At 61.7% G+C, this 20173-nt stretch carries 19 protein-coding genes; 13 read left to right on the forward strand and 6 right to left on the reverse strand.

Annotated features, from left to right (window positions below; translation table 11 throughout):
• The first annotated feature begins 18 nt into the window (after positions 1–18).
• From J7U39_RS12265 to J7U39_RS12295, 7 genes are all read left to right on the forward strand, one after another.
• Positions 19–1062, forward strand: coding sequence for an aldo/keto reductase (locus J7U39_RS12265; protein WP_210628438.1), 1044 nt, complete (start codon positions 19–21; stop codon positions 1060–1062).
• Positions 1063–1254: 192 nt separating this feature from the next.
• Positions 1255–3030, forward strand: a complete 1776-nt coding sequence (locus J7U39_RS12270) for an adenylate/guanylate cyclase domain-containing protein (protein WP_210628439.1) — start codon at positions 1255–1257, stop codon at positions 3028–3030.
• A gap of 255 nt (positions 3031–3285) precedes the next feature.
• Positions 3286–3744, forward strand: coding sequence for a 30S ribosomal protein S6 (gene rpsF / locus J7U39_RS12275; protein ID WP_004680499.1), 459 nt, complete (start codon positions 3286–3288; stop codon positions 3742–3744).
• 12 nt (positions 3745–3756) lie between these two features.
• Complete coding sequence (gene rpsR, locus J7U39_RS12280; protein ID WP_004680498.1) at positions 3757–4005, forward strand: 30S ribosomal protein S18; 249 nt, start codon at positions 3757–3759, stop codon at positions 4003–4005.
• A 156-nt stretch (positions 4006–4161) separates the two neighbouring features.
• Entirely contained in the window at positions 4162–5148 is a 987-nt protein-coding gene (locus J7U39_RS12285; RefSeq protein WP_210628440.1) for a DUF2232 domain-containing protein, read from the forward strand.
• 22 nt (positions 5149–5170) lie between these two features.
• Complete coding sequence (gene rplI / locus J7U39_RS12290; RefSeq protein ID WP_210628441.1) at positions 5171–5749, forward strand: 50S ribosomal protein L9; 579 nt, start codon at positions 5171–5173, stop codon at positions 5747–5749.
• 374 nt (positions 5750–6123) lie between these two features.
• Positions 6124–7620 carry a replicative DNA helicase gene (locus J7U39_RS12295; protein WP_011424771.1) on the forward strand — a complete coding sequence of 499 codons (1497 nt, stop codon included), beginning with the start codon at positions 6124–6126 and terminating at the stop codon, positions 7618–7620.
• Between the two features lie 24 nt (positions 7621–7644).
• Here the strand turns inward: J7U39_RS12295 and J7U39_RS12300 are convergent, their stop codons facing one another.
• From J7U39_RS12300 to J7U39_RS12315, 4 genes are all read right to left on the reverse strand, one after another.
• Positions 7645–7947 (reverse strand): AzlD domain-containing protein, encoded by a 303-nt coding sequence (locus J7U39_RS12300; RefSeq protein ID WP_210628442.1) that lies wholly within the window; start codon positions 7945–7947, stop codon positions 7645–7647.
• On the reverse strand, positions 7944–8648 hold the full coding sequence (locus J7U39_RS12305; protein WP_210628443.1) for an AzlC family ABC transporter permease: 705 nt from the start codon (positions 8646–8648) through the stop codon (positions 7944–7946). The genes J7U39_RS12300 and J7U39_RS12305 overlap by 4 nt, the downstream gene beginning before the upstream one ends.
• A 67-nt stretch (positions 8649–8715) precedes the next feature.
• Positions 8716–9537 (reverse strand): AraC family transcriptional regulator, encoded by an 822-nt coding sequence (locus J7U39_RS12310; RefSeq protein WP_210628444.1) that lies wholly within the window; start codon positions 9535–9537, stop codon positions 8716–8718.
• A 252-nt stretch (positions 9538–9789) separates the two neighbouring features.
• Complete coding sequence (locus J7U39_RS12315; RefSeq protein WP_210628445.1) at positions 9790–10917, reverse strand: IS5 family transposase; 1128 nt, start codon at positions 10915–10917, stop codon at positions 9790–9792.
• A gap of 121 nt (positions 10918–11038) precedes the next feature.
• Here J7U39_RS12315 and alr point away from each other — a divergent pair, with 121 nt between their 5' ends.
• Positions 11039–12202 (forward strand): alanine racemase, encoded by a 1164-nt coding sequence (gene alr, locus J7U39_RS12320; RefSeq protein ID WP_210628446.1) that lies wholly within the window; start codon positions 11039–11041, stop codon positions 12200–12202.
• A gap of 9 nt (positions 12203–12211) precedes the next feature.
• On the opposite strand, the gene J7U39_RS12325 is transcribed toward alr, so the two are convergent.
• Complete coding sequence (locus J7U39_RS12325; RefSeq protein ID WP_210631659.1) at positions 12212–12847, reverse strand: LysE family translocator; 636 nt, start codon at positions 12845–12847, stop codon at positions 12212–12214.
• A gap of 166 nt (positions 12848–13013) precedes the next feature.
• Between J7U39_RS12325 and radA the strand changes: the two genes are divergently transcribed.
• From radA to J7U39_RS12345, 4 genes are all read left to right on the forward strand, one after another.
• Positions 13014–14414, forward strand: a complete 1401-nt coding sequence (gene radA / locus J7U39_RS12330) for a DNA repair protein RadA (protein WP_210628447.1) — start codon at positions 13014–13016, stop codon at positions 14412–14414.
• A gap of 90 nt (positions 14415–14504) precedes the next feature.
• Positions 14505–15122 (forward strand): CvpA family protein, encoded by a 618-nt coding sequence (locus J7U39_RS12335; protein ID WP_184453256.1) that lies wholly within the window; start codon positions 14505–14507, stop codon positions 15120–15122.
• Positions 15123–15353: 231 nt separating this feature from the next.
• Entirely contained in the window at positions 15354–16844 is a 1491-nt protein-coding gene (gene purF / locus J7U39_RS12340) for an amidophosphoribosyltransferase (protein WP_210628448.1), read from the forward strand.
• A 78-nt stretch (positions 16845–16922) separates the two neighbouring features.
• Entirely contained in the window at positions 16923–17663 is a 741-nt protein-coding gene (locus J7U39_RS12345; protein WP_210628449.1) for an SDR family NAD(P)-dependent oxidoreductase, read from the forward strand.
• Positions 17664–17672: 9 nt separating this feature from the next.
• Here the strand turns inward: J7U39_RS12345 and J7U39_RS12350 are convergent, their stop codons facing one another.
• Positions 17673–18422, reverse strand: a complete 750-nt coding sequence (locus J7U39_RS12350) for a GH25 family lysozyme (protein WP_210628450.1) — start codon at positions 18420–18422, stop codon at positions 17673–17675.
• A 319-nt stretch (positions 18423–18741) separates the two neighbouring features.
• On the opposite strand from J7U39_RS12350, the gene cysS reads away from it, so the two are divergent.
• Positions 18742–20118, forward strand: coding sequence for a cysteine--tRNA ligase (cysS, locus tag J7U39_RS12355; RefSeq protein ID WP_210628451.1), 1377 nt, complete (start codon positions 18742–18744; stop codon positions 20116–20118).
• The last annotated feature ends 55 nt before the right edge of the window (positions 20119–20173 follow it).

Consider the following 20173-nt stretch of genomic DNA (forward strand, 5'->3'; position numbering starts at 1 on the left):
CTCTCCCAAGGTTTTTCCATGAAGTACAATTCCCTAGGCCGAACCGACATTTCCGTCTCAGAAATCTGCCTCGGCACCATGACCTGGGGCTCGCAGAACAGCGAAGCCGACGCTCATGCGCAGATGGACTACGCCGTCGAGAAGGGCGTGAATTTCTTCGATACCGCCGAACTCTACCCAACCACACCGGTTTCGCCCGAAACACAGGGCTGGACCGAAGACTATATCGGCAGCTGGTTCAGCAAATCGGGCAAGCGTCGAAATATCGTGCTTGCGACCAAGGTCGCCGGCCGCGGCCGCGATTATCTGCGCGGCGGCGAAGGCGCGGATGCAAAGAACATCCGCCAGGCGCTCGAGGCCAGCCTGAAACGGCTGAGGACGGATTACGTCGACCTCTACCAGATCCACTGGCCGAACCGCGGCCATTTCCACTTCCGTCAGAACTGGAGCTACAATCCCTTCACCCAAGATCGAGACAAGGCTGTCGCCAATATGGTCGAGATCCTGGAAACACTGGGCGCGCTGGTGAAGGAAGGCAAGATTCGCGCGATCGGCCTTTCGAACGAAACCACCTGGGGCATCCAGAAATATCTGACGCTCTCAGAACAGAAGGGTCTACCGCGCGTCGCCAGCGTACAGAACGAGTACAATCTGCTCTACCGCCATTTCGACCTCGATCTCGCCGAACTCTCGCATCACGAGGATGTCGGGCTGCTTGCCTATTCGCCGCTCGCCGGCGGTATCCTGACCGGCAAATATGTCGATGGTCTGAGACCGAAGGGTTCGCGCGCGTCGATCAACCCCGATATCGGCGGCCGGTTGCAGCCGCTGCAGGAGCCGGCGACCAAGGCCTATGTGGCGCTCGCAGCCCGGTACGGCCTCAATCCGACAGCCATGGCGCTTGCCTTCTGCCGATCAAGGCCCTTCATGACGTCGGTCATCATCGGCGCGACGTCGATGGAGCAGCTCGATACTGACCTGTGTTCCGTCAATCTCAAGCTGTCGATCGAGGTTTTGGCTGAAATCGAAAAGGTTCACCGCCAGTACCCGATGCCGATGTGAGGCAAACGGACATCCCACAATCGATGCGGCCATTCGTGGTCGGATCCGCTCCCGGCGGAGCGTACATCGCCTGGCCCTCGCACCACGCACTGCAACGACGAGGTCAAGCTCCGGAGGCGATTTCGCTTCTCCGTTCTCGGCATTTCAGCTAGATTTATATAGTGCCGGCAGCGCCGCAGGAGCGCTCACCCCGTGGAACGAAAGCTCGCAGTGATACTTGCCGGCGACGTTGCCGGTTACAGTCGCCTTGTTGCAGCCAACGAGGAAGACGCCCTTGCGACACTCAGTGTCTATGGCGCCACCATCGGTGATCTGGTGCGCGAGCATGGCGGGCGGATTTTCGGCAGCGCCGGAGATAGCATGGTCGCCGAATTCCACAGCGCAGTGCAAGGCGTCCGTGCAGCCGTCGCGATCCAGCGCGCCCTCCATCGCCGAAATGCGGACCTGCCTGTGGATCGACGCATGGAGTTCCGCCTTGGGCTCAACCTCGGCGATGTCGTCGTCTCCGGAGATAACTTGCTTGGCGACGGCGTGAACGTCGCCGCCCGCCTTCAAGAAGTGGCGCTGCCTTCAGGTATCTGTGTTTCCGGTGCTTTGCGGGAGCAGATCGAGGGCAAGCTGGACTTTCCGCTCGTGTCGATGGGCGATCGCACACTGAAAAACATTCCCCGCCCGGTGCCCGTGCATCGGGTTGACTGGAGCCGCGAGGACCCTGTTGAAGCGGGGGTGCTCGGCGGACCACTCAGACTGCCTGACAAACCCTCGATCGCCGTATTACCCTTCGTCAACATGTCCGATGACCCGGAGCAGGAGTTCTTCGCCGATGGCTTGACCGAAGACATCATCACGGCGCTCTCGCTTTATCGCTGGTTTTTCGTCATCGCTCAGAACTCGTCCTTTGTGTTTAAGGGACGCGCGGTTGATGTGAAGCAAATCGGGCGCGATCTCGGCGTGCGCTATATCGTAGAAGGCAGCGTGCGCAGGGTCGGGATGCGTATTCGCGTCACAGGCCAGCTGATCGAGGCGGAAAGCGGCGTGCACCTCTGGGCACAACGCTACGACCGTGAAATCGCCGATATCTTCGCCATTCAGGACGAACTTACCCAAAACGTCGTCGGTGCCATCGAGCCTGAAATCCTTATCGGCGAAAGCCGCCGTGCGTTGCTGCGAACCACGGACAACCTCGATGCCTACGAGAGCCACATGCGCGGCACCTGGCTGCATAACGCACAGGATACGGCCGAGCATTTCAGCGAGGCCATCATCTGGCATCGGCGAGCCATCGAACTCGATCCCAGCTTTGCGCGCGCCCACATGATGTTGGCCCGCTCGCTCTACGCCCGCTGTCTCCGCGGCTTCAGCGACGACGTCGACAGGGACAGTACTGAACTTCGCCTCGAGGCAGAACGTGCTGTCGCGCTCGACCCGCGCGATCCCTACTCTCATTATGTTATGTGCCTCGGCCATTTTGCGGCTCATAACGCTCCAGCCGCGGTCGAGGCGTCCCAGCAGGCGATCGATCTCAACCCCAATTTTGCACTCGCGCACATGGCGCTCGGATGGGCTCGCATTTTCGCCGGCCATTTCGCCGAAGCCTGCGACCCGCTGCACATGGCCCTGCGGCTTAGTCCGCATGACCCCTTTACCTATCTCTTTTTCGACCGACTAGCGTTGTCCCATTACCATCTCAGCAACTACGAGGAGGCTACTCACTATTCCGAACGCGGACTGTCGCTCCGCCGTGCTTATTTCAACCGACTCGTGCTCCTCGCGAGTCTAGGACAGCTCGATCGCCACGACGAAGCGCGGCGGCTAATACCGGAAATTCTAGCACACGCACCGACGGACCTCGAACACTACTGGAAGTTTCTGACACCCTATGTCGCCACCAACCACTACGACCATTTCGTCGACGGTTTACGCAAAGCAGGACTACCTTTGTTGAACTCGCCGCGAGAACAATGCTGACTGTCCCTTGCGTTTCGCGCAAAAATCCGTATAAGCCGCGCTGTTCGTTAACCCGGTCTTCTGGCTGGTGGCTGAACGGAGGGCCGGTTTCCGCTTGGAAATCGTTCGGAACGGAAGCGTTCCAGCCTCCCGTGTCTCCGCTCTCGACCGTCTCGGAAACGCTTTTCTTGCCTGGGCCCGCCCAATCAGGAGCAGTCGTTGAGGCTTAGCCGCCGAATATCGGGTTGAACCAAACGCAAGAAAGGCAAAGCTGTCATGGCTCTTTATGAACATGTATTCCTTGCCCGGCAGGATATTTCCGCTCAGCAGGTCGATGCCCTCGTAGAACAGTACAAGGGTGTGATCGAAGCTAACGGCGGCAAGGTCGGGCGCATCGAAAACTGGGGCCTCAAGTCCCTCACCTATCGCATCAAGAAGAACCGCAAGGCACACTACGCCCTGATGGACATCGATGCACCGGCAGCAGCGATCCAGGAAATGGAACGTCAGATGCGCATCAGCGAAGACGTTCTTCGCTACATGACCATCGCCGTCGAAAAGCACGAAGAAGGCCCGTCTGCCATGCTGCAGAAGCGCGACCGCGACGATCGCGGCCCGCGCGAAGGTGGCGATCGTGGCCCGCGTCGCGAATTCGGCGACCGTCCGCCGCGCCGCGACGGCGATTTCCAGCGTGGCCCGCGTCCGGACCGCGCTCCCCGCGAAGACCGTGCATAAGGAGATATAAGAATGTCTGAAGCTTCCTCCGCACCGGTCCGTCGTCCGTTCCATCGCCGCCGCAAGACCTGCCCGTTCTCCGGCGCAAACGCACCGCGGATCGACTACAAGGACGTACGTCTGCTGCAGCGCTACATTTCCGAGCGCGGCAAGATCGTTCCGTCCCGCATCACGGCCGTTTCCCAGAAGAAGCAGCGCGAACTCGCCCAGGCGATCAAGCGCGCGCGTTTCCTCGGCCTGCTGCCTTACGTCGTCGCCTGATCGGCCGATGTGATGACATTTAAGGGAAGGCATTCGTGCCTTCCCTTCTCCCTTTCGCGATGGGCGCGGATCGGAATTCTTAAAACCCATGTTGAGACGTTTCTGAATTCGATTCAGCAACAGCCTCTAACTGCTTGATGAAGCAGGACAGCGACCTTGAAACGACCGGATCTTAAAACGCTGCTGATCGGCGCACTCGCCGGATTGACCGCCGCCCTGCTGGTGTTGGGCGCGAGCATGCAGCCGTCGTTTTTCAGCGCGCTGCTCTACACGGCCTCGGCGCTGCCGATCCTGATCGTCGGGCTTGGCTGGGGCAATGCCGCCGCGATTTCGGCCGTCGTCATGGGAGCGGCGCTTGGTGCGGTCCTCATCTCCCCGTCTTTCGCGCTCATCATGACGCTGGTGACGCTGCTGCCGGCCGGCTGGCTGAGCCATCTCGCCAATCTCGCGCGTCCCGCCTCCGAACTCGGCGGCCCCGACCATCTGCTTGCCTGGTATCCGCTCTCCGATATCCTGCTGCATCTGTGCGGACTGGTGACGCTTGCCGTCATCGTCATCGGCGTGATGATCGGCTATGGGCCTGATATCACCGACCCGATCGTCGATCTGCTGATCACCTCGGTCAAACAGCAGCAGCCGGAATTCATGCCCGATCCGGCGGCAACCGCGCAGACCAAATCGCTTATCCTGCTGATGCTGCCGGCCGTGCAGGGCGGCATGTGGGTCAGCATGCTGTTTGCCGCCTATTATTTCGCCGTGCGCATCGTCGCCGCATCCGGCCGGGGCCTTCGGCCGCGCGAGGATATTCCTTCGTCGCTGCGCATGAACCGCAATTCGATCTTCATCTTTCTGGCCGGGCTTGCTGCCTGCTTCTTCGGCGGCGTTCCAGCGCTCGTCGGCGCGACCGTGATCGGCACCTTCGGCGCCGGTTTCATGCTCTCCGGCTTCGCCTCGCTGCATTTCCGCACACGTGGAAAGGACTGGCGCATACCGGCCCTCATCCTCTGCTACCTGGCTTCGATGCTCATGCTGCTGCCAGCTCTCCTCATCCTCGTCCTGGGTCTCAGCGATACGCGCAAGGCGATCGCGCTCACCCCGGCGAAAGATGCCGATACCTCCAAACAATCCGACACGAAAATCTGAGACACAAGAAAGGAACAAGAAAATGGAAGTCATCCTTCTCGAACGCATCTCCAAGCTCGGCCAGATGGGCGAAACCGTAAAGGTTCGCGACGGCTTTGCCCGCAACTACCTGCTGCCGCTCGGCAAGGCGCTGCGCGCCAATGCCGCCAACAAGGCTCGCTTCGAATCCGAGCGCGCGACGCTCGAAGCCCGTAACCTCGAGCGCAAGTCGGAAGCCCAGAAGGTCGCCGACGTTCTCGACGGCAAGTCCTTCATCGTCGTACGCTCCGCCGGCGAAACCGGCCAGCTTTACGGCTCGGTCGCTGCCCGCGACGTTATCGAAGTTCTCGCCGCGGAAGGCTTCAACATCGGCCGCAACCAGGTTCACCTCAACACGCCGATCAAGGCGATCGGCCTGCACAAGGTCGAGCTGCAGCTGCATGCCGAAGTCGAAATCAACATCGAGCTGAACGTTGCCCGTTCTGCCGAAGAGGCAGAGCGTCAGGCCAAGGGCGAAGAACTCACCTCGGTCGACGCGATCTACGGTGTTGACGAAGACGCACTGCGTCCGGAAGATTTCTTCGATCCGGAAGCCGACGGCCTCGACGAAGACGAAGCATAATTCTCGACGGACAGTCCGCGAGAGGGAGAGCCCGGCCACCGCGCCGGGCTTTTTCTTTTCCGTGCGTTCCGGGTTCGCGCAGCCGTCGGTCGCCTTTTTAGCGGGGGATACCCGGATGTTTTTGCTGCGTGCCCGATGCCATCGGGCTAACATATCCTTCTCCGGAACGGATGAGCTGAGTCGGCTCCGTACCGTGTCCTGCGGGTGACACTGCCAGTATTTCTGAATTGTGTCGCCCGGGACTGTGGAGAAGTCGAACAATGGGCACAGCGTTCAGGATTTAAGTGAGACGAGCCCCGCTCCTGTCGCAGCCCCTTGATTTTCTCCATCCGGAATTGCAAATCCGGAGTTGGAAAAAGACAGAACGGATGATGATGAACGACGCCGCTCGAAAGATTGCAGCCGTTGCTCCGTCGGAGCAGCATTACCGCGAAGCACCCAACAATATCGAAGCCGAGCAGGCGCTTCTCGGCGCCATCCTGATGAACAACGACGCCTATTACCGGGTGTCGGATTTTCTGAAGCCGATCCACCTCTACGAACCGCTGCACCGGAAGATCTTCGAGGTCGCCGGCGACATCATCCGCATGGGCAAGATCGCCAATCCGGTAACGATCAAGACCTTCCTGAAGGCCGACGAGAAAGTCGGCGACATGACGGTTTCGCAATATCTGGCGAGCCTTGTCAGTAATGCAGTCACCGTTATCAACGCCGAGGATTACGGCCGGGCGATCTACGACCTCGCGCTGCGGCGGGCGCTGATCACCATCGGCGAAGACGTCGTCAACATCGCCTATGACGCGCCGCTCGACATGCCGCCGCAGTCGCAGATCGAGGATACCGAGCGCCGGCTGTTCGAGCTCGCCGAAAATGGCCGCTACGACGGCGGCTTCCAGTCCTTCAACGACGCCGTGGCGCTGGCGATCGACATGGCGGCCGTCGCCAAGGAACGCGACGGCGGCCTTTCCGGAATTTCCACCGGCATCCATTCGCTCGATGCCAAGATGGGCGGCCTGCAGCGTTCGGACTTGATCATCCTCGCCGGACGCCCCGGCATGGGCAAGACTTCGCTTGCGACCAACATTGCCTATAACATCGCTGCCGCCTATGAGGGCGAGGTGCAGCCGGACGGCAGCATGAAAGCCAAGAACGGCGGCGTCGTCGGCTTCTACTCGCTCGAAATGTCGTCCGAACAGCTCGCCACCCGTATCATCTCCGAGCAGACGGAAGTCTCCTCCTCGAAGATCCGTCGCGGCGACATCAACGATGCCGATTTCGAAAAGCTCGTCGCCTGCTCGATGATGATGCAGAAGGTGCCGCTCTATATCGACCAGACCGGCGGCATCTCCATCGCCCAGCTTTCAGCGCGGGCGCGCCGCCTCAAGCGCCAGCGCGGCCTCGACGTGCTCGTGGTCGACTACGTGCAGCTGATGACCGGCTCCGGCAAGTCAAGCGACAACCGCGTCCAGGAAATCACCCAGATCACCACCGGCCTCAAGGCGCTCGGCAAGGAGCTCAACGTTCCGATCATCGCGCTGTCGCAGCTGTCGCGTCAGGTCGAAAGCCGCGACGACAAGCGCCCGCAGCTCTCCGATCTTCGTGAATCCGGCTCGATCGAGCAGGACGCCGACGTCGTGCTCTTCGTGTTCCGCGAGGAATATTACGTCAAGAACCAGGAGCCGCGCGATCCTCATGATCCCAAATACCCGGAATGGGAAGCGCTGTTCGACAAGGTGAAGGGCACGGCCGACGTCATCATCGCCAAGCAGCGTCACGGACCGACGGGCACGGTGAAGCTCGCGTTCCAGGCGGAATTCACGCGCTTCGCCGATCTCGCAGATCCTTCCTTCATACAATACGAGGAACATTGACGCGGTTTCCCGCGTCGATTTTCTTCAGAGCCCTGCGGCCCGCAATAATGCAACCGTCGCGACGCCGACCACGACGGTCGCAAGCATCGGCAGGCGGCGTGCGGCGATTGCCGTTGCCGCGCAGGCCAGCGTCTCCGCCCAGCCGGTCGCAAAGGCGGTCGGGGCGATGACGGCCATCAGCACGGCCGGCGGAATGGCCTCGATCGCCGTTGTCCGGCGCTCGTCGGTCTCGACATGCCGGATCAGGATGAGGCCGCTGACGCGGGTGAAGACGGTTGCGGCAGCCATCGTGAGGATGGCGATAAAGGTGTTGAGGTCGAGCGTCATGCCGCCTGCTCCCGCGCCCTGCCCTGCCAGAGGGCCATTGCCAGACCGGCCAGCGCACCAGCGGCGATATACCAGACGCTCGGGACGAAATGGTGGACAGCAACGGAAGCGGCACCGCTTGCAGCAAGGACTGCGCCGGTTTCAGGCCCCTTCCAGAAGCCCATGACGAGCACGACGAAAACGGCCGGAAAGGCGAAGTCGAGGCCGATGACGGCAGGATTGCCGAGAAAGGCGCCGAGCAGTGCGCCTGTCAGCGAAGAGCCGACCCAGGTGAGGTAAAAGGGCATGACGATTCCGGCATACCAGGCGGGTGTCAGCTTCGTGCTGCCGGCCCGGAATTCCGCCATGGCCCAGAGCTCGTCGGCGAGGAAGAGCATGGCGATATAACGTTTGACACCGGTGAAGCACTGCATCTTCGTGCCGATCGACGCGCTCATCAGCACATGGCGGATATTGACGAGCAGGGCGGCGAAGCCGACGCTGACCCAGCTTGCCGGATGCGTCCAGATGTCCATCGCCACGAATTGCGAACCGCCTGCGAAAACAAGCGCGCTCATCAGTGTCGTTTCCAGCGGCGAAAGGCCCTTGGTGGCGGCGACCGCGCCGAAGACGAGACCGATCGGCAAGACGGCGATAACAAGCGGAAAAATGGCACGCATTCCGGCGAGAAATTCGCTGGATGGCCGGCTGTGCTGCAACATGGCAATCTCCTGATCAAGATCGCGGAGGGTTAGCCCAGCCCACCATGGCTGTATTGAACGAAAGTGATCAGCCCAGGCGGAATTGGCCGGGGGTTACCCCCGTGCGCGCCTTGAAATGCCGGGTGAAATGCGCCTGATCGGCAAAACCGCATTCAAGCGCGATATCGGCCGGCATGTGCCCCTGCCGCAGCAGCCGGCGGGCCACCTGCACGCGCCGATCCGTCAGAAATGCGTGCGGCGTGATATGATATTCCTTGCGGAAGGCGCGGATGAGATGAGCGCGGCTCAATCCCGCCACGCCCGCCAGCTCCTCAAGGCCGACATCGCTTTCGAAATTCTCGACCAGGTATTCGCGGGCGCGGGCGACGGCGCTTCGCTCCTGCGTATCGACAGGCACGACAATCGTGCTGCCGTGACGCGCAAAGATCGCTGCCAGCACCGAGAACATGCCTTCATCGGCCTCCAGCGCCCCCGCGCCCCTTTCGAGCGTGCGATGGGCGGCATGAAAGGCATTGGCGAGCTCAGGATCGCGTGGAAGCGCGCCGGCGAAGGACGGCGTCGCGTGGAAGGCCTTGCCAGTGACATCCTCCAGAATATCGACGAACAGCTTCATGTCGGGATAGACCATACGGTAACGGTAGCCTTCACCGCCCGGGGCGCCGTCATGGATGACACCGGGATCGATCAGATAAAGATCGCCCGGCCCGGTTTCCTCCCGCCTGCCGCTGAGGGTGGCAATCTGAGTGCCACTTTCGATCGCGCCGATGCTGAAGGTATCGTGCGCATGCGGCGCATACTCATGCGTGAGAAAGGTGGCGCTCAGGCACTCCATGCCGCGGAAACGGGTATCCCGCCAGAAGCGGGCCGATTCCACATTGGCAAGCGGCATGGCCTCCGCGGCCTCTTTCTGGGATACGTTGTGCATCCGCTAAGATTAGCGCGGAAGCTGGTAGGCGTCTTGAACAAAAGTGATCGGACAAGAGGCAAAGGGTGGTATGTGGACTGCCTGCGCTTTCCCTTGACCACAATCGTCTTTAGCAGGCTGCTGAAAATCGCTTTGCGCTACCGCGTCGCATTGCTGTTGGTTTAATTTTTAGCCGGATTGCCGGCGGATTTGCGCTGATGGCAGGGAATTTCCTGGTCATTGTGGGCTTGTGGCTCCCTCAAGACACACTTTGCCCGTCGACCCAATCAATTTCGGAAGACGAATGATGTTGTAGGCGACAAGGGCGAAAGTGAAGACCGCCTCGACCTTATCCAGTCCGCGCACCTTGAGCTGTGAGAGACCGCCGGTCGTCTTGACCCAGCCGAAGACTTCCTCGATCCGCTTGCGGCAACGCAGGCTCATCGCATAGCCGGTGCTTTGTGCGACGTCTGGCGGCACCGCCGTCTTGCGCACCTTGCCCGTCTTGCTCACCGTCCCGTTGATCGCTACATGCGGCTCGATCTTGCGCGCCTTCAACTCTTCGATGAAGGCTTCCACGTCGTAGGCCTTGTCGGCGCCAAGCGTCGCCCCTTCGCCAAGCCCCTCGCTCAACATACTGGCCGCCTCCCGCTCGCCCGTGCCGGTCGCATGCGTCACCGCACCGTCGACCACAAGCCCATTGCGGTTCTCCATCAGCGCATGTCCCAGATAGGCCAGCCGGCTCTCCTGGCCCTTGCTCTTGCGGTAAAGCCGGGCATCCGGGTCGGTGGTCGAGGCGTGCGTCTCGTTCGAGCGCTTCTCCTTGCGGAAATCACGCTCGCCGTTGCGTCCGTCCGTTGGCGGCTCGTCCGAGCCGTCCTTGGACCGGAAGCTCTTGATCGAGGCAAACGCCTTCAGCATCGTGCCGTCGACCGAAAAATGCTCGGCACTTAAAAGCGCCTTGACCGCAGGCTGCAAAAGCAGCGCCGACAGGAAGCTCTGGGCGACCTCCGTCGTCAACAGCCGATCCCGGTTCTTCGAAAATGACGAGGCATCCCAGACCGCATCGTCGATGCCAAGCCCGACGAACCAGCGGAACAGCAGATCGAATTCCAGCCGCTCCATCAATTGACGCTCGGAGCGGATCGAATACAGCATCTGCAGCAGCACCGCCCGCAGCATCCGTTCCGGCGCAATCGACGGTCGACCGGTCTTGGCATAGAGCCCCGCAAACGATCCATCCAACGCAGCAAGCGAGGTGTTCACCAGATCGCGCATCGCCCGAAGCGGATGCCGAACCGGAACCCGCCCCTCAAGATCCACATACGAAAACAGCGAACCCGTCCGATCATCCCCGCCGCGCATCAAATTCCCTCGAAAGCCACCCGCTCAAGGGAATCATGTGTTCAGACCAAAAGCCAGCGAGTTTTTCAGCAGCCTGTTAGACTGGTTCGGGTGGTTACCTTCCATTTCTTCACGGCGATTCATGACAGATTTTCCCATCCCCTTCGAAGACGACGATCTTTTCGCTTCCGCAGGACTGCGGCTGACGGTCGACCTGACCGCGCTGACGGAGAACTGGCGCGACATGGCGCGCCGCTCGGGCGCAGCGCGCGCCGCCGCGGTCGTTAAGGCGGATGCCTACGGCATGGGCATCGAGGATGCCGGCGAAGCGCTCTACCTGGCGGGCGCCCGGGATTTTTTCGTCGCGACCGTCGACGAGGGCGTGACGCTTCGCCTCTATGCGCCGGAGGCGCGCATCTTCGTGCTCTCGGGCATATGGCCGGGAGCCGAACGGCGCTTCTTCGAGAACGATCTTGTGCCGGTGATTTCGTCCGACGAGCAACTCGCCTTCTGGATGGCAGTGCTTGCCGATTATGGCGATTATCCCTGCGCGCTGCATGTCGATACCGGCTTCAATCGGCTGGGGCTGCGCATCGACGACGCCATTGCCCTTGCCGACGACGTCTCGCGGCCGGCCAGCTTTGCGCCGGTGCTGGTCATGAGCCACCTCGCCTGCGGCGACGATCCCAGCCATGCCATGAACCGGCAGCAGCTCGAATCATTCCGTAGGGTTGCGGCCGCGTATGAAGGCATCGATTCAAGCCTTGCCGCCTCGGCCGGCATCTTTCTCGGCGCAGACTATCACTTCGACCTGACTCGTCCCGGCATTTCGCTCTATGGCGGCGAGGCGGTCTGCGGCATGGCCAACCCGATGCGGCCGGTTGCCACCGCGGAAGCGCGCGTCATCCAGGTTCGCACCGTCGAGGCCGGCGAGACCGTCAGCTACGGGCGAGCGCTGCAGCTTCGCCGTGCAAGCCGGCTGGCGATCGTGTCCGCAGGTTATGCCGATGGTTATATGCGCAGCCAGTCGAGCGGCGGCGTACCGCTGCGCCAGGTGGTGCCGCAGGGCGGGCAAGGCTTCATTGCCGGACACAAGGTGCCGGTCGCGGGCCGGATCACCATGGACCTGACGATCTTCGATATCACCGACCTGCCCGAGAACGCCGTGCGCGCCGGCGATTATGTCGAGCTGTTCGGAACGAACATGCCCCTCGACGACGTGGCGCGGGCGGCGGGCACGATTGGCTACGAGATCCTCACCAGCATGGGGCTGCGCCACGAACGGCGCTACGTCGCCGAGGAATAGGCCTCGCTGTCATCGACTGCTGAGGGCAAGACGCACACCGAGCGCCACGAAAAACGCGCCGAGGCTGCGATCGAGCCATCGTCGGATTTTCGCATTACGCCTGAGCGCATCGGCAAGGCGTCCTCCGAGGAGCACGAGCGGCGGTTCAATGAAGGCGGCGACGGCGATGATGAGTCCGCCATGCAGCATCAGTTGGGCCCATGCCGGCCCTGCCCCCTCGGCAACGAATTGCGGCAGGAATGCCAGGAAGAATATCGCCACTTTCGGATTGAGCAGCGACACCAGGATTCCTTGCCGATAGATCCTTGCGGCCGGGATTTCCTCACCAGTGGCATTGATCAGGCCACCGTCGCCGCTGGCACGCAGAGCTTGAATGCCCAGCCAGACGAGATAAACGGCACCGAGCCATTTGACCGCAGAGAATGCCAAGGCAGAGGCGGCAAGCACCGCGGAAAGGCCCAATGCCGCCATCAGAACATGCAGGCAGGCGCCTGACCAGACGCCGAACAATGCGGAAAAACCGGCGCTTTTCCCGCCTCTCATCGTATGGCCAAGGATGAAGGCGATGTCTGGGCCTGGCGAGAGGTTCAGCAAAACCGCCGCCGACAGAAATGCAAGCCAATGCGCGAGCGAATAGTCGAACATCTTCCACCGTTCCTGATGATCACAGGCGAAAAGCATAGGCACGGCGAAGGCTGATGGGGAAATCATTAGTTTTGATCCATCGCGATAGCCATTATCTCGAGCACGACAATGATTCGATGAAGCATTCGATGGCTTCATTTGTGGAACGCGACTGAAAGAAAGATTGATGGCGAAGGCCAAGACACAATTCATCTGCCAGAATTGCGGCGCGGTTCACAACCGCTGGGCCGGCAAATGCGACAATTGCGGCGAGTGGAACACCATCGTCGAGGAGGACCCGATGGGCGGCATCGGCTCCGGTCCCGGCAAGACGCCGAAGAAGGGCCGGCCGGTGACGCTGACGGCGCTGTCGGGCGAGATCGAGGAGGCGCCGCGCATCCATACCGCCATGTCGGAGCTCGACCGGGCGCTCGGCGGCGGTTTCGTGCGCGGCTCGGCGGTGCTGATCGGCGGCGATCCCGGCATCGGCAAATCGACGCTGCTGATGCAGGCGGCCGCCGCCCTGGCGCGGCGCGGCCACAAGATCATCTATGTCTCCGGCGAGGAGGCGGTGGCGCAGGTCCGGCTGCGGGCGCAGCGGCTTGCCGCGGCCGATACCGACGTGATGCTGGCGGCCGAAACCAATGTCGAGGATATTCTGGCGACGCTTGCCGAGGGCAAACGGCCGGATCTCGTCATCATCGATTCGATCCAGACGCTGTGGAGCGAACTTGCCGACTCCGCACCGGGAACGGTGACGCAGGTGCGCACCGGCGTGCAGTCGATGATCCGTTTCGCCAAACAGACGGGAGCCGCCATGGTGCTCGTCGGGCATGTGACCAAGGACGGGCAGATCGCCGGGCCGCGCGTCGTCGAGCACATGGTCGATGCCGTGCTCTATTTCGAAGGCGATCGCGGCCACCACTACCGCATCCTGCGCACGGTGAAGAACCGCTTCGGACCCACCGATGAGATCGGTGTCTTCGAAATGTCTGACAAAGGCTTACGCGAAGTCGCCAATCCCTCCGAGCTCTTCCTCGGCGAGCGCAACGAAAAATCCCCCGGTGCTGCGGTCTTTGCCGGCATGGAGGGCACCCGTCCGGTGCTCGTCGAGGTGCAGGCGCTGGTGGCGCCGACCTCGCTCGGCACGCCGCGGCGGGCGGTGGTTGGATGGGATTCGGCCCGGCTGTCGATGATCCTGGCGGTGCTGGAGGCTCATTGCGGCGTCAGGCTCGGCCAGCACGACGTTTATCTCAATATCGCCGGCGGCTACCGCATCTCCGAACCGGCGGCCGATCTAGCCGTCGCCTCGGCGCTGGTTTCCTCGCTTGCTGGTATTGCCCTTCCTGCCGATTGCGTCTATTTCGGCGAAGTCAGCCTGTCGGGCGCCATCCGGCCGGTTGCGCACACTGCCCAGCGCCTCAAGGAAGCCGAGAAGCTGGGCTTTTCCGCAGCGCTGCTTCCTTCCGCCTCCGCCGAGCTGCCGAAGGGATCCGGCGGACGATGGAGCGAGGTCGAAAGCCTGCCGGATCTGGTGGCGCGCATCGCCGGGTCGAAGGGAGCGCTGCGTGTGGAAGACGAGGTTTGATCCTTTCATTGCCGGGAATGGTGATGATATAGGAGGCACACGATAAGGCGCGACTCGGCCGCCGAGCGGCAGTCCTGGAGTTGAATTTACATGCCCATTACGATTTTCGACGGTATTGTCATCGGCGTCGTGCTCTTCTCCGCCGTGCTGGCGATGGTCCGCGGCTTTTCGCGGGAGATCCTTTCGATCGCGAGCTGGGGCGGTTCGGCCGCCGCCGCCTATTACCTCTATCCCTACCTGCTCCCCTATGCGAAGAAATATACCGATGACGACCGCATCGCGATCGCCGGTTCGGCAGCCGTCGTCTTCCTGATCGCGCTCATCGTCATCTCCTTCATTACCATGAAGATCGCCGATTTCATCATCGACAGCCGCATCGGCGCCCTCGACCGCACGCTCGGCTTCCTGTTCGGCGCGGCCCGCGGCCTGCTGCTGATGGTGGTCGCCGTCGCCTTCTGGAACTGGCTTGTCGATGTCGACCATCGACCGGCCTGGGTCAACGAAGCCAAGTCGAAGCCCTTCCTGGACTCTATGGTCGTAAAGCTGAAGGCGGTGCTGCCGGAGCAATTCGCCCAGATGATACAGGCGAGCTTCCGTGATAAGATGCAGTCGCCGGCACAGGGCAGCGAAGGCGCCACGCCGCCGGCGGCCGATCAAGCGCCGGCGGAAGACGCGCCTGCAGGCAGCGCGCAGCAGCCGGCGAATTGACGCAGTGTTCAAGAGCTTGACCCGCCGTCGGGCAATTGCCATTTGAGCGGGACGTAAAGTTAAGGTCCGGCCGGGCATTCCAGCTCCGCCGGGCCTCAGCCGTTTCAGAGCCGGAAAACGAGCTTTGAAAGCAAATGTCGTTCAGCATGACGTTATCGGAAAGCTGCCAGGTTTCCGGTATATGATATTGGAAATGCCGATCCATTCTTGTGAGAGCAGAGGCCCGCAGAAATGAACCAGTCCCATTCCTTCCCAATCGACGATCCGCTCGACGGAGATACGCTGCATGAAGAATGCGGTGTTTTCGGAATTCTGGGCCATCCCGATGCCGCAGCTCTCACGGCTCTCGGGCTGCATGCCCTGCAGCACCGCGGACAGGAGGCAGCCGGCATCGTCTCCTTCGACGGCAAGCGCTTCTATCAGGAGCGTCATATGGGCCTGGTCGGCGATCACTATACCAATCCGATGACGCTGGCCCGCCTGCCCGGCAGCATAGCGATCGGCCACACGCGCTATTCGACGACAGGCGAAGTGGCGATGCGCAACGTGCAGCCGCTTTTTGCCGAACTGGAGGAAGGCGGCATCGCCATTGCCCATAACGGCAATTTCACCAATGGCCTGACGCTGCGCCGCCAGATCATCGCAACTGGCGCCATCTGTCAATCGACGTCCGATACCGAGGTCGTCCTGCATCTCATCGCCCGGTCGCGCCATGCTTCGACATCCGACCGGTTCATCGACGCCATCCGCCAAATGGAAGGCGGCTATTCGATGCTTGCCATGACCCGCACCAAGCTGATTGCCGCACGCGACCCCACCGGCATCCGCCCGCTTGTCATGGGCGAACTCGACGGCAAGCCGATCTTCTGCTCGGAAACCTGCGCGCTGGACATCATCGGCGCCAAGTTCATCCGCGACGTGGAAAACGGCGAGGTCATCATCTGCGAAATCCAGGCTGACGGCTCGATCAGCGTCGATGCCCGCAAGCCCAGCAAGCCGCAACCGGAGCGTCTCTGCCTGTTCGAATATGTCTATTTCGCCCGTCCGGATTCGGTCGTCGGCGGCCGCAACGTCTATACGACGCGCAAGAACATGGGCAAGAACCTCGCCAAGGAATCGCCTGTCGATGCCGATGTCGTCGTGCCGGTGCCGGATGGCGGCACGCCCGCGGCTCTCGGCTATGCGCAGGAAAGCGGCATCCCGTTCGAATACGGCATCATCCGCAACCACTATGTCGGCCGCACCTTCATCGAGCCGACGCAGCAGATCCGCGCCTTCGGCGTCAAGCTGAAGCATTCCGCCAACCGGGCGATGATCGAAGGCAAGCGCGTGGTACTGGTCGACGATTCCATCGTGCGCGGTACTACGTCGCTGAAGATCGTACAGATGATCCGCGAGGCCGGTGCGCGCGAAGTCCATATCCGCGTCGCCAGTCCGATGATCTTTTTCCCGGATTTCTACGGAATCGATACGCCCGACGCCGACAAGCTGCTCGCCAATCAGTATGCCGACGTCGAAGCCATGGCCAAATATATCGGTGCGGATTCGCTTGCCTTCCTGTCGATCAACGGGCTTTACCGCGCCGTCGGCGGCGAGGACCGCAACCCGGCCCGCCCGCAGTTCACCGACCACTACTTCACCGGTGACTATCCGACCCGGCTGCTCGACAAGAACGGCGAATCCATGGGCAACAAGCTTTCGATGCTTGCCAGCAACGGCTGAGCCGCTGCCGCTTTGACTTTCGCTTCCGAGGGGCCTATTGCGCCCCTCACCTTCGCAAGCAAATCCGGAACCGGGCAGATGAACATCAATCTTGAGGGCAGGATCGCACTCGTCACCGGTGCGTCGCGCGGCATCGGCTACTTCACAGCCCTGGAGCTTGCCAAAGCTGGCGCCCATGTCATTGCCTGCGCGCGCACGGTCGGCGGACTGGAGGATCTCGACGATGCGATCAAAGCCGTCGGCGGCAGTGCGACCCTCGTGCCCTTCGACCTTGCCGACATGAACGCGATCGACGCGCTCGGCGGCTCGATCTTCGAGCGCTGGGGCAAGCTCGACATCCTCGTCGCCAATGCCGGCGTGCTCGGCGTCATCTCGCCGATCGGCCATATCGAAGCGAAGGTGTTCGAGAAGGTGATGACCATCAACGTGACGGCGACATGGCGGCTGATCCGCTCGGTCGATCCGCTGCTCGCCCGCTCGGATGCCGGCCGCGCCGTGATCCTCTCCTCGGGCGCGGCCCACAAGTGCAGGCCCTTCTGGGGCGCCTATTCCGCCTCCAAGGCCGCTGTCGAGGCACTGGCCCGGACATGGGCCGGCGAGAGCCAATCGACGCCGCTGCGCATCACCAGCGTCGATCCGGGCGCCACCCGCACGGCGATGCGGGCGCAGGCCGTGCCGGGCGAAGATGCGCAGACGCTGCCGCATCCTTCCGAGGTCGCCAAGGCGATCCTGCCGTTGCTCGGTCCGGGCGTGACAGAGACGGGCAAGCTGTTCATCGTGCGCGAGAACAAGCTCGTCGACTACCGCCTGCCGGAATAAACGGACGCTTCAGTTCGCGGCAACGGCCGGGAACAGATGTGCGAAATCTGTTTCGGCGGGGCATAGGACATTGAGGTCCACTGGTCCCCGGATGCCGTCCAGGGCGCCATTGTCGGCAAATTGCCAGATCGACCAGCGATTGCACCCCTCCTGCGTCGGCTCGTCGAACACGCTTCGCAGCCAGAGGTAGTGCTCGGGGAAGCGGGCCTCATTGCCCTTCAGATATTGATCGAAGAATTCCTGCGTGACGTAGAAGATCGGCTTTTCCGGAAAGATGGCTTTCAGTTCGGTGACGAAGGCATTCACCTCCGTCGCCATCTCATCGACCGTCGGGACCTTGTTGCAATTGCCGACGAATTCCAGATCGATGGCGATAGGCAGGGTGCGCGGCGCCTTCTGCACCGTCGCCAGTACATTCTGCGCCTGTTCCCTGCCCGGGCGGCAGAAGGTGAAGAAATGGTAGGCGCCTCTCACCACCCCAGCATCTCCGGCACGCTGCCAGTTCTCGGCAAATCTCGAATCCTTGTGATCGCCGCCTTCGGTCGCCTTCATGATTGCAAAACGCACGTTCGGCTGCGCGGCCACCGTCTTCCAATCAATGTCGCCCTGGTGATGGCTGACATCGATGCCTTGGATTGGATACTGCGATAAGGACGGATAGTTGAAGCGAAGCATGCCGAAATCGTATGCGAAATATGCGGCGGATGCGACCACCAGAATTGCAGCCGCACCGATCGTCCATCGAACAACGCTTGCCACTCATTCCCCCGTGTTTTCAGCAGCTTTTGAAGCGGCTATACGCGATTTGCGCCACGAAAATGGCAGACAAGCCTCAGGGGACGCACGGCATCGGAGAGGTCGTTCCAGTTGCCGCCGATCCTTCCTCGCCCCTCTTGACCAAACGTCATTCCCGCGCCATAAAACGCGGCATGAAAACGGTTATCTGCATTATCTGCGGAAAGATTATTCGCTAGCGCACGCGCTGGCCTGGCCGTTTTCGTCTCCCCAATAGTCAAGATGCGAAACGCCCGGCCTGCCGGTCGCGATATTTTTCTGATCGTGCATTTGGGAGAGTGAAATGGGCCGCACGCCGGAACTGAGGCTGTACAACACGCTGACGCGGGAAAAATCGGTCTTCGCGCCGATCGACCCCGACAATGTCCGCATGTATGTCTGCGGCCCGACGGTCTATGATTTCGCCCATATCGGCAATGCCCGGCCGGTCATCGTCTTCGACGTGCTGTTCCGGCTGCTGCGCCATGTCTATGGCAGAGATCACGTCACCTACGTCCGCAACATCACCGACGTCGACGACAAGATCAATGCGCGGGCGCTCAGAGATCATCCGGAGCTGCCGCTGAACGACGCGATCCGCGCGGTCACCGAAAAGACCGAGACACAGTTTCACGCGGATGTCGCCGAACTCGGCTGCCTCGAGCCGAATGTCGAGCCGCGCGCCACCGACAATATCGCCGAGATGATCCAGATCATCGAAAAGCTGATCGGCAACGGGCATGCCTATGTGGCGGCAGGCGAAGTGCTGTTCGACACCAGATCCATGGCCGATTACGGCCAGCTCTCGAAGCGGCCGCTCGACGAACAGCAGGCCGGCGCCCGCGTCGCCGTCGATGCGCACAAGAAGTACCCGGGCGATTTCGTGCTCTGGAAGCTCTCGAGCCACAACGAACCCGGCTGGGAGAGCCCCTGGGGCCGCGGCCGGCCCGGCTGGCATATCGAGTGCTCCGCGATGAGCCGGCGCTACCTCGGCGATGTCTTCGACATTCACGGCGGCGGGCTGGACTTGATCTTCCCGCATCATGAAAACGAGATCGCCCAGTCGCGCTGCGCCCACGGGACCGAGGTGATGGCGAATGTCTGGATGCACAACGGCTTCGTGCAGGTCGAGGGCCGCAAGATGTCGAAATCCGAGGGCAATTTCATCACCATCCACGAGCTGCTGCACACGCAAACCTTCGGCGGCCGCAAATGGCCGGGCGAAGTGCTGCGTCTTGCCATGCTGATGACGCACTACCGCGAGCCGATCGATTTCTCTATCAAACGGCTGGAAGAGGCCGAACGCCTGCTCGCCAAGTGGCCTGCGACGGAAGCCGGCGATGCCGAGCCTGACGAGGCCGTGCTCCATGCCCTTGCCGACGACCTCAATACGGTCGCGGCGGTGCAAGCGCTGCATGCGCTGGCGCAATCCGGCAACGATGCCGTCTTCGCCGCAAGTGCGGCGCTCCTCGGAGTGCTGCCGAAGAAGGTCGAAATCGATGAAGCCTTCGCAGCAGCGGTCGATGCGCTGGTCGCTATGCGTCTCGAAATGCTGAAGGCGAAAAACTTCGCCGAGGCAGACAAGGTTCGCGACGAGCTGACGGCAAAGGGCATCCAGCTGAAGGACGGTAAGGATGTGGTGACCGGCGAGCGGGTGACGACGTGGGAGGTCAAGCGGTGATCGGCGAAGTTGCCGCAAATACCCCTCCCCAACCCCTCCCGACAAGGGTGAGGGG

Origin of the sequence: Rhizobium sp. NLR16a (assembly GCF_017948245.1) — a bacterium.
Taxonomy (GTDB): domain Bacteria; phylum Pseudomonadota; class Alphaproteobacteria; order Rhizobiales; family Rhizobiaceae; genus Rhizobium.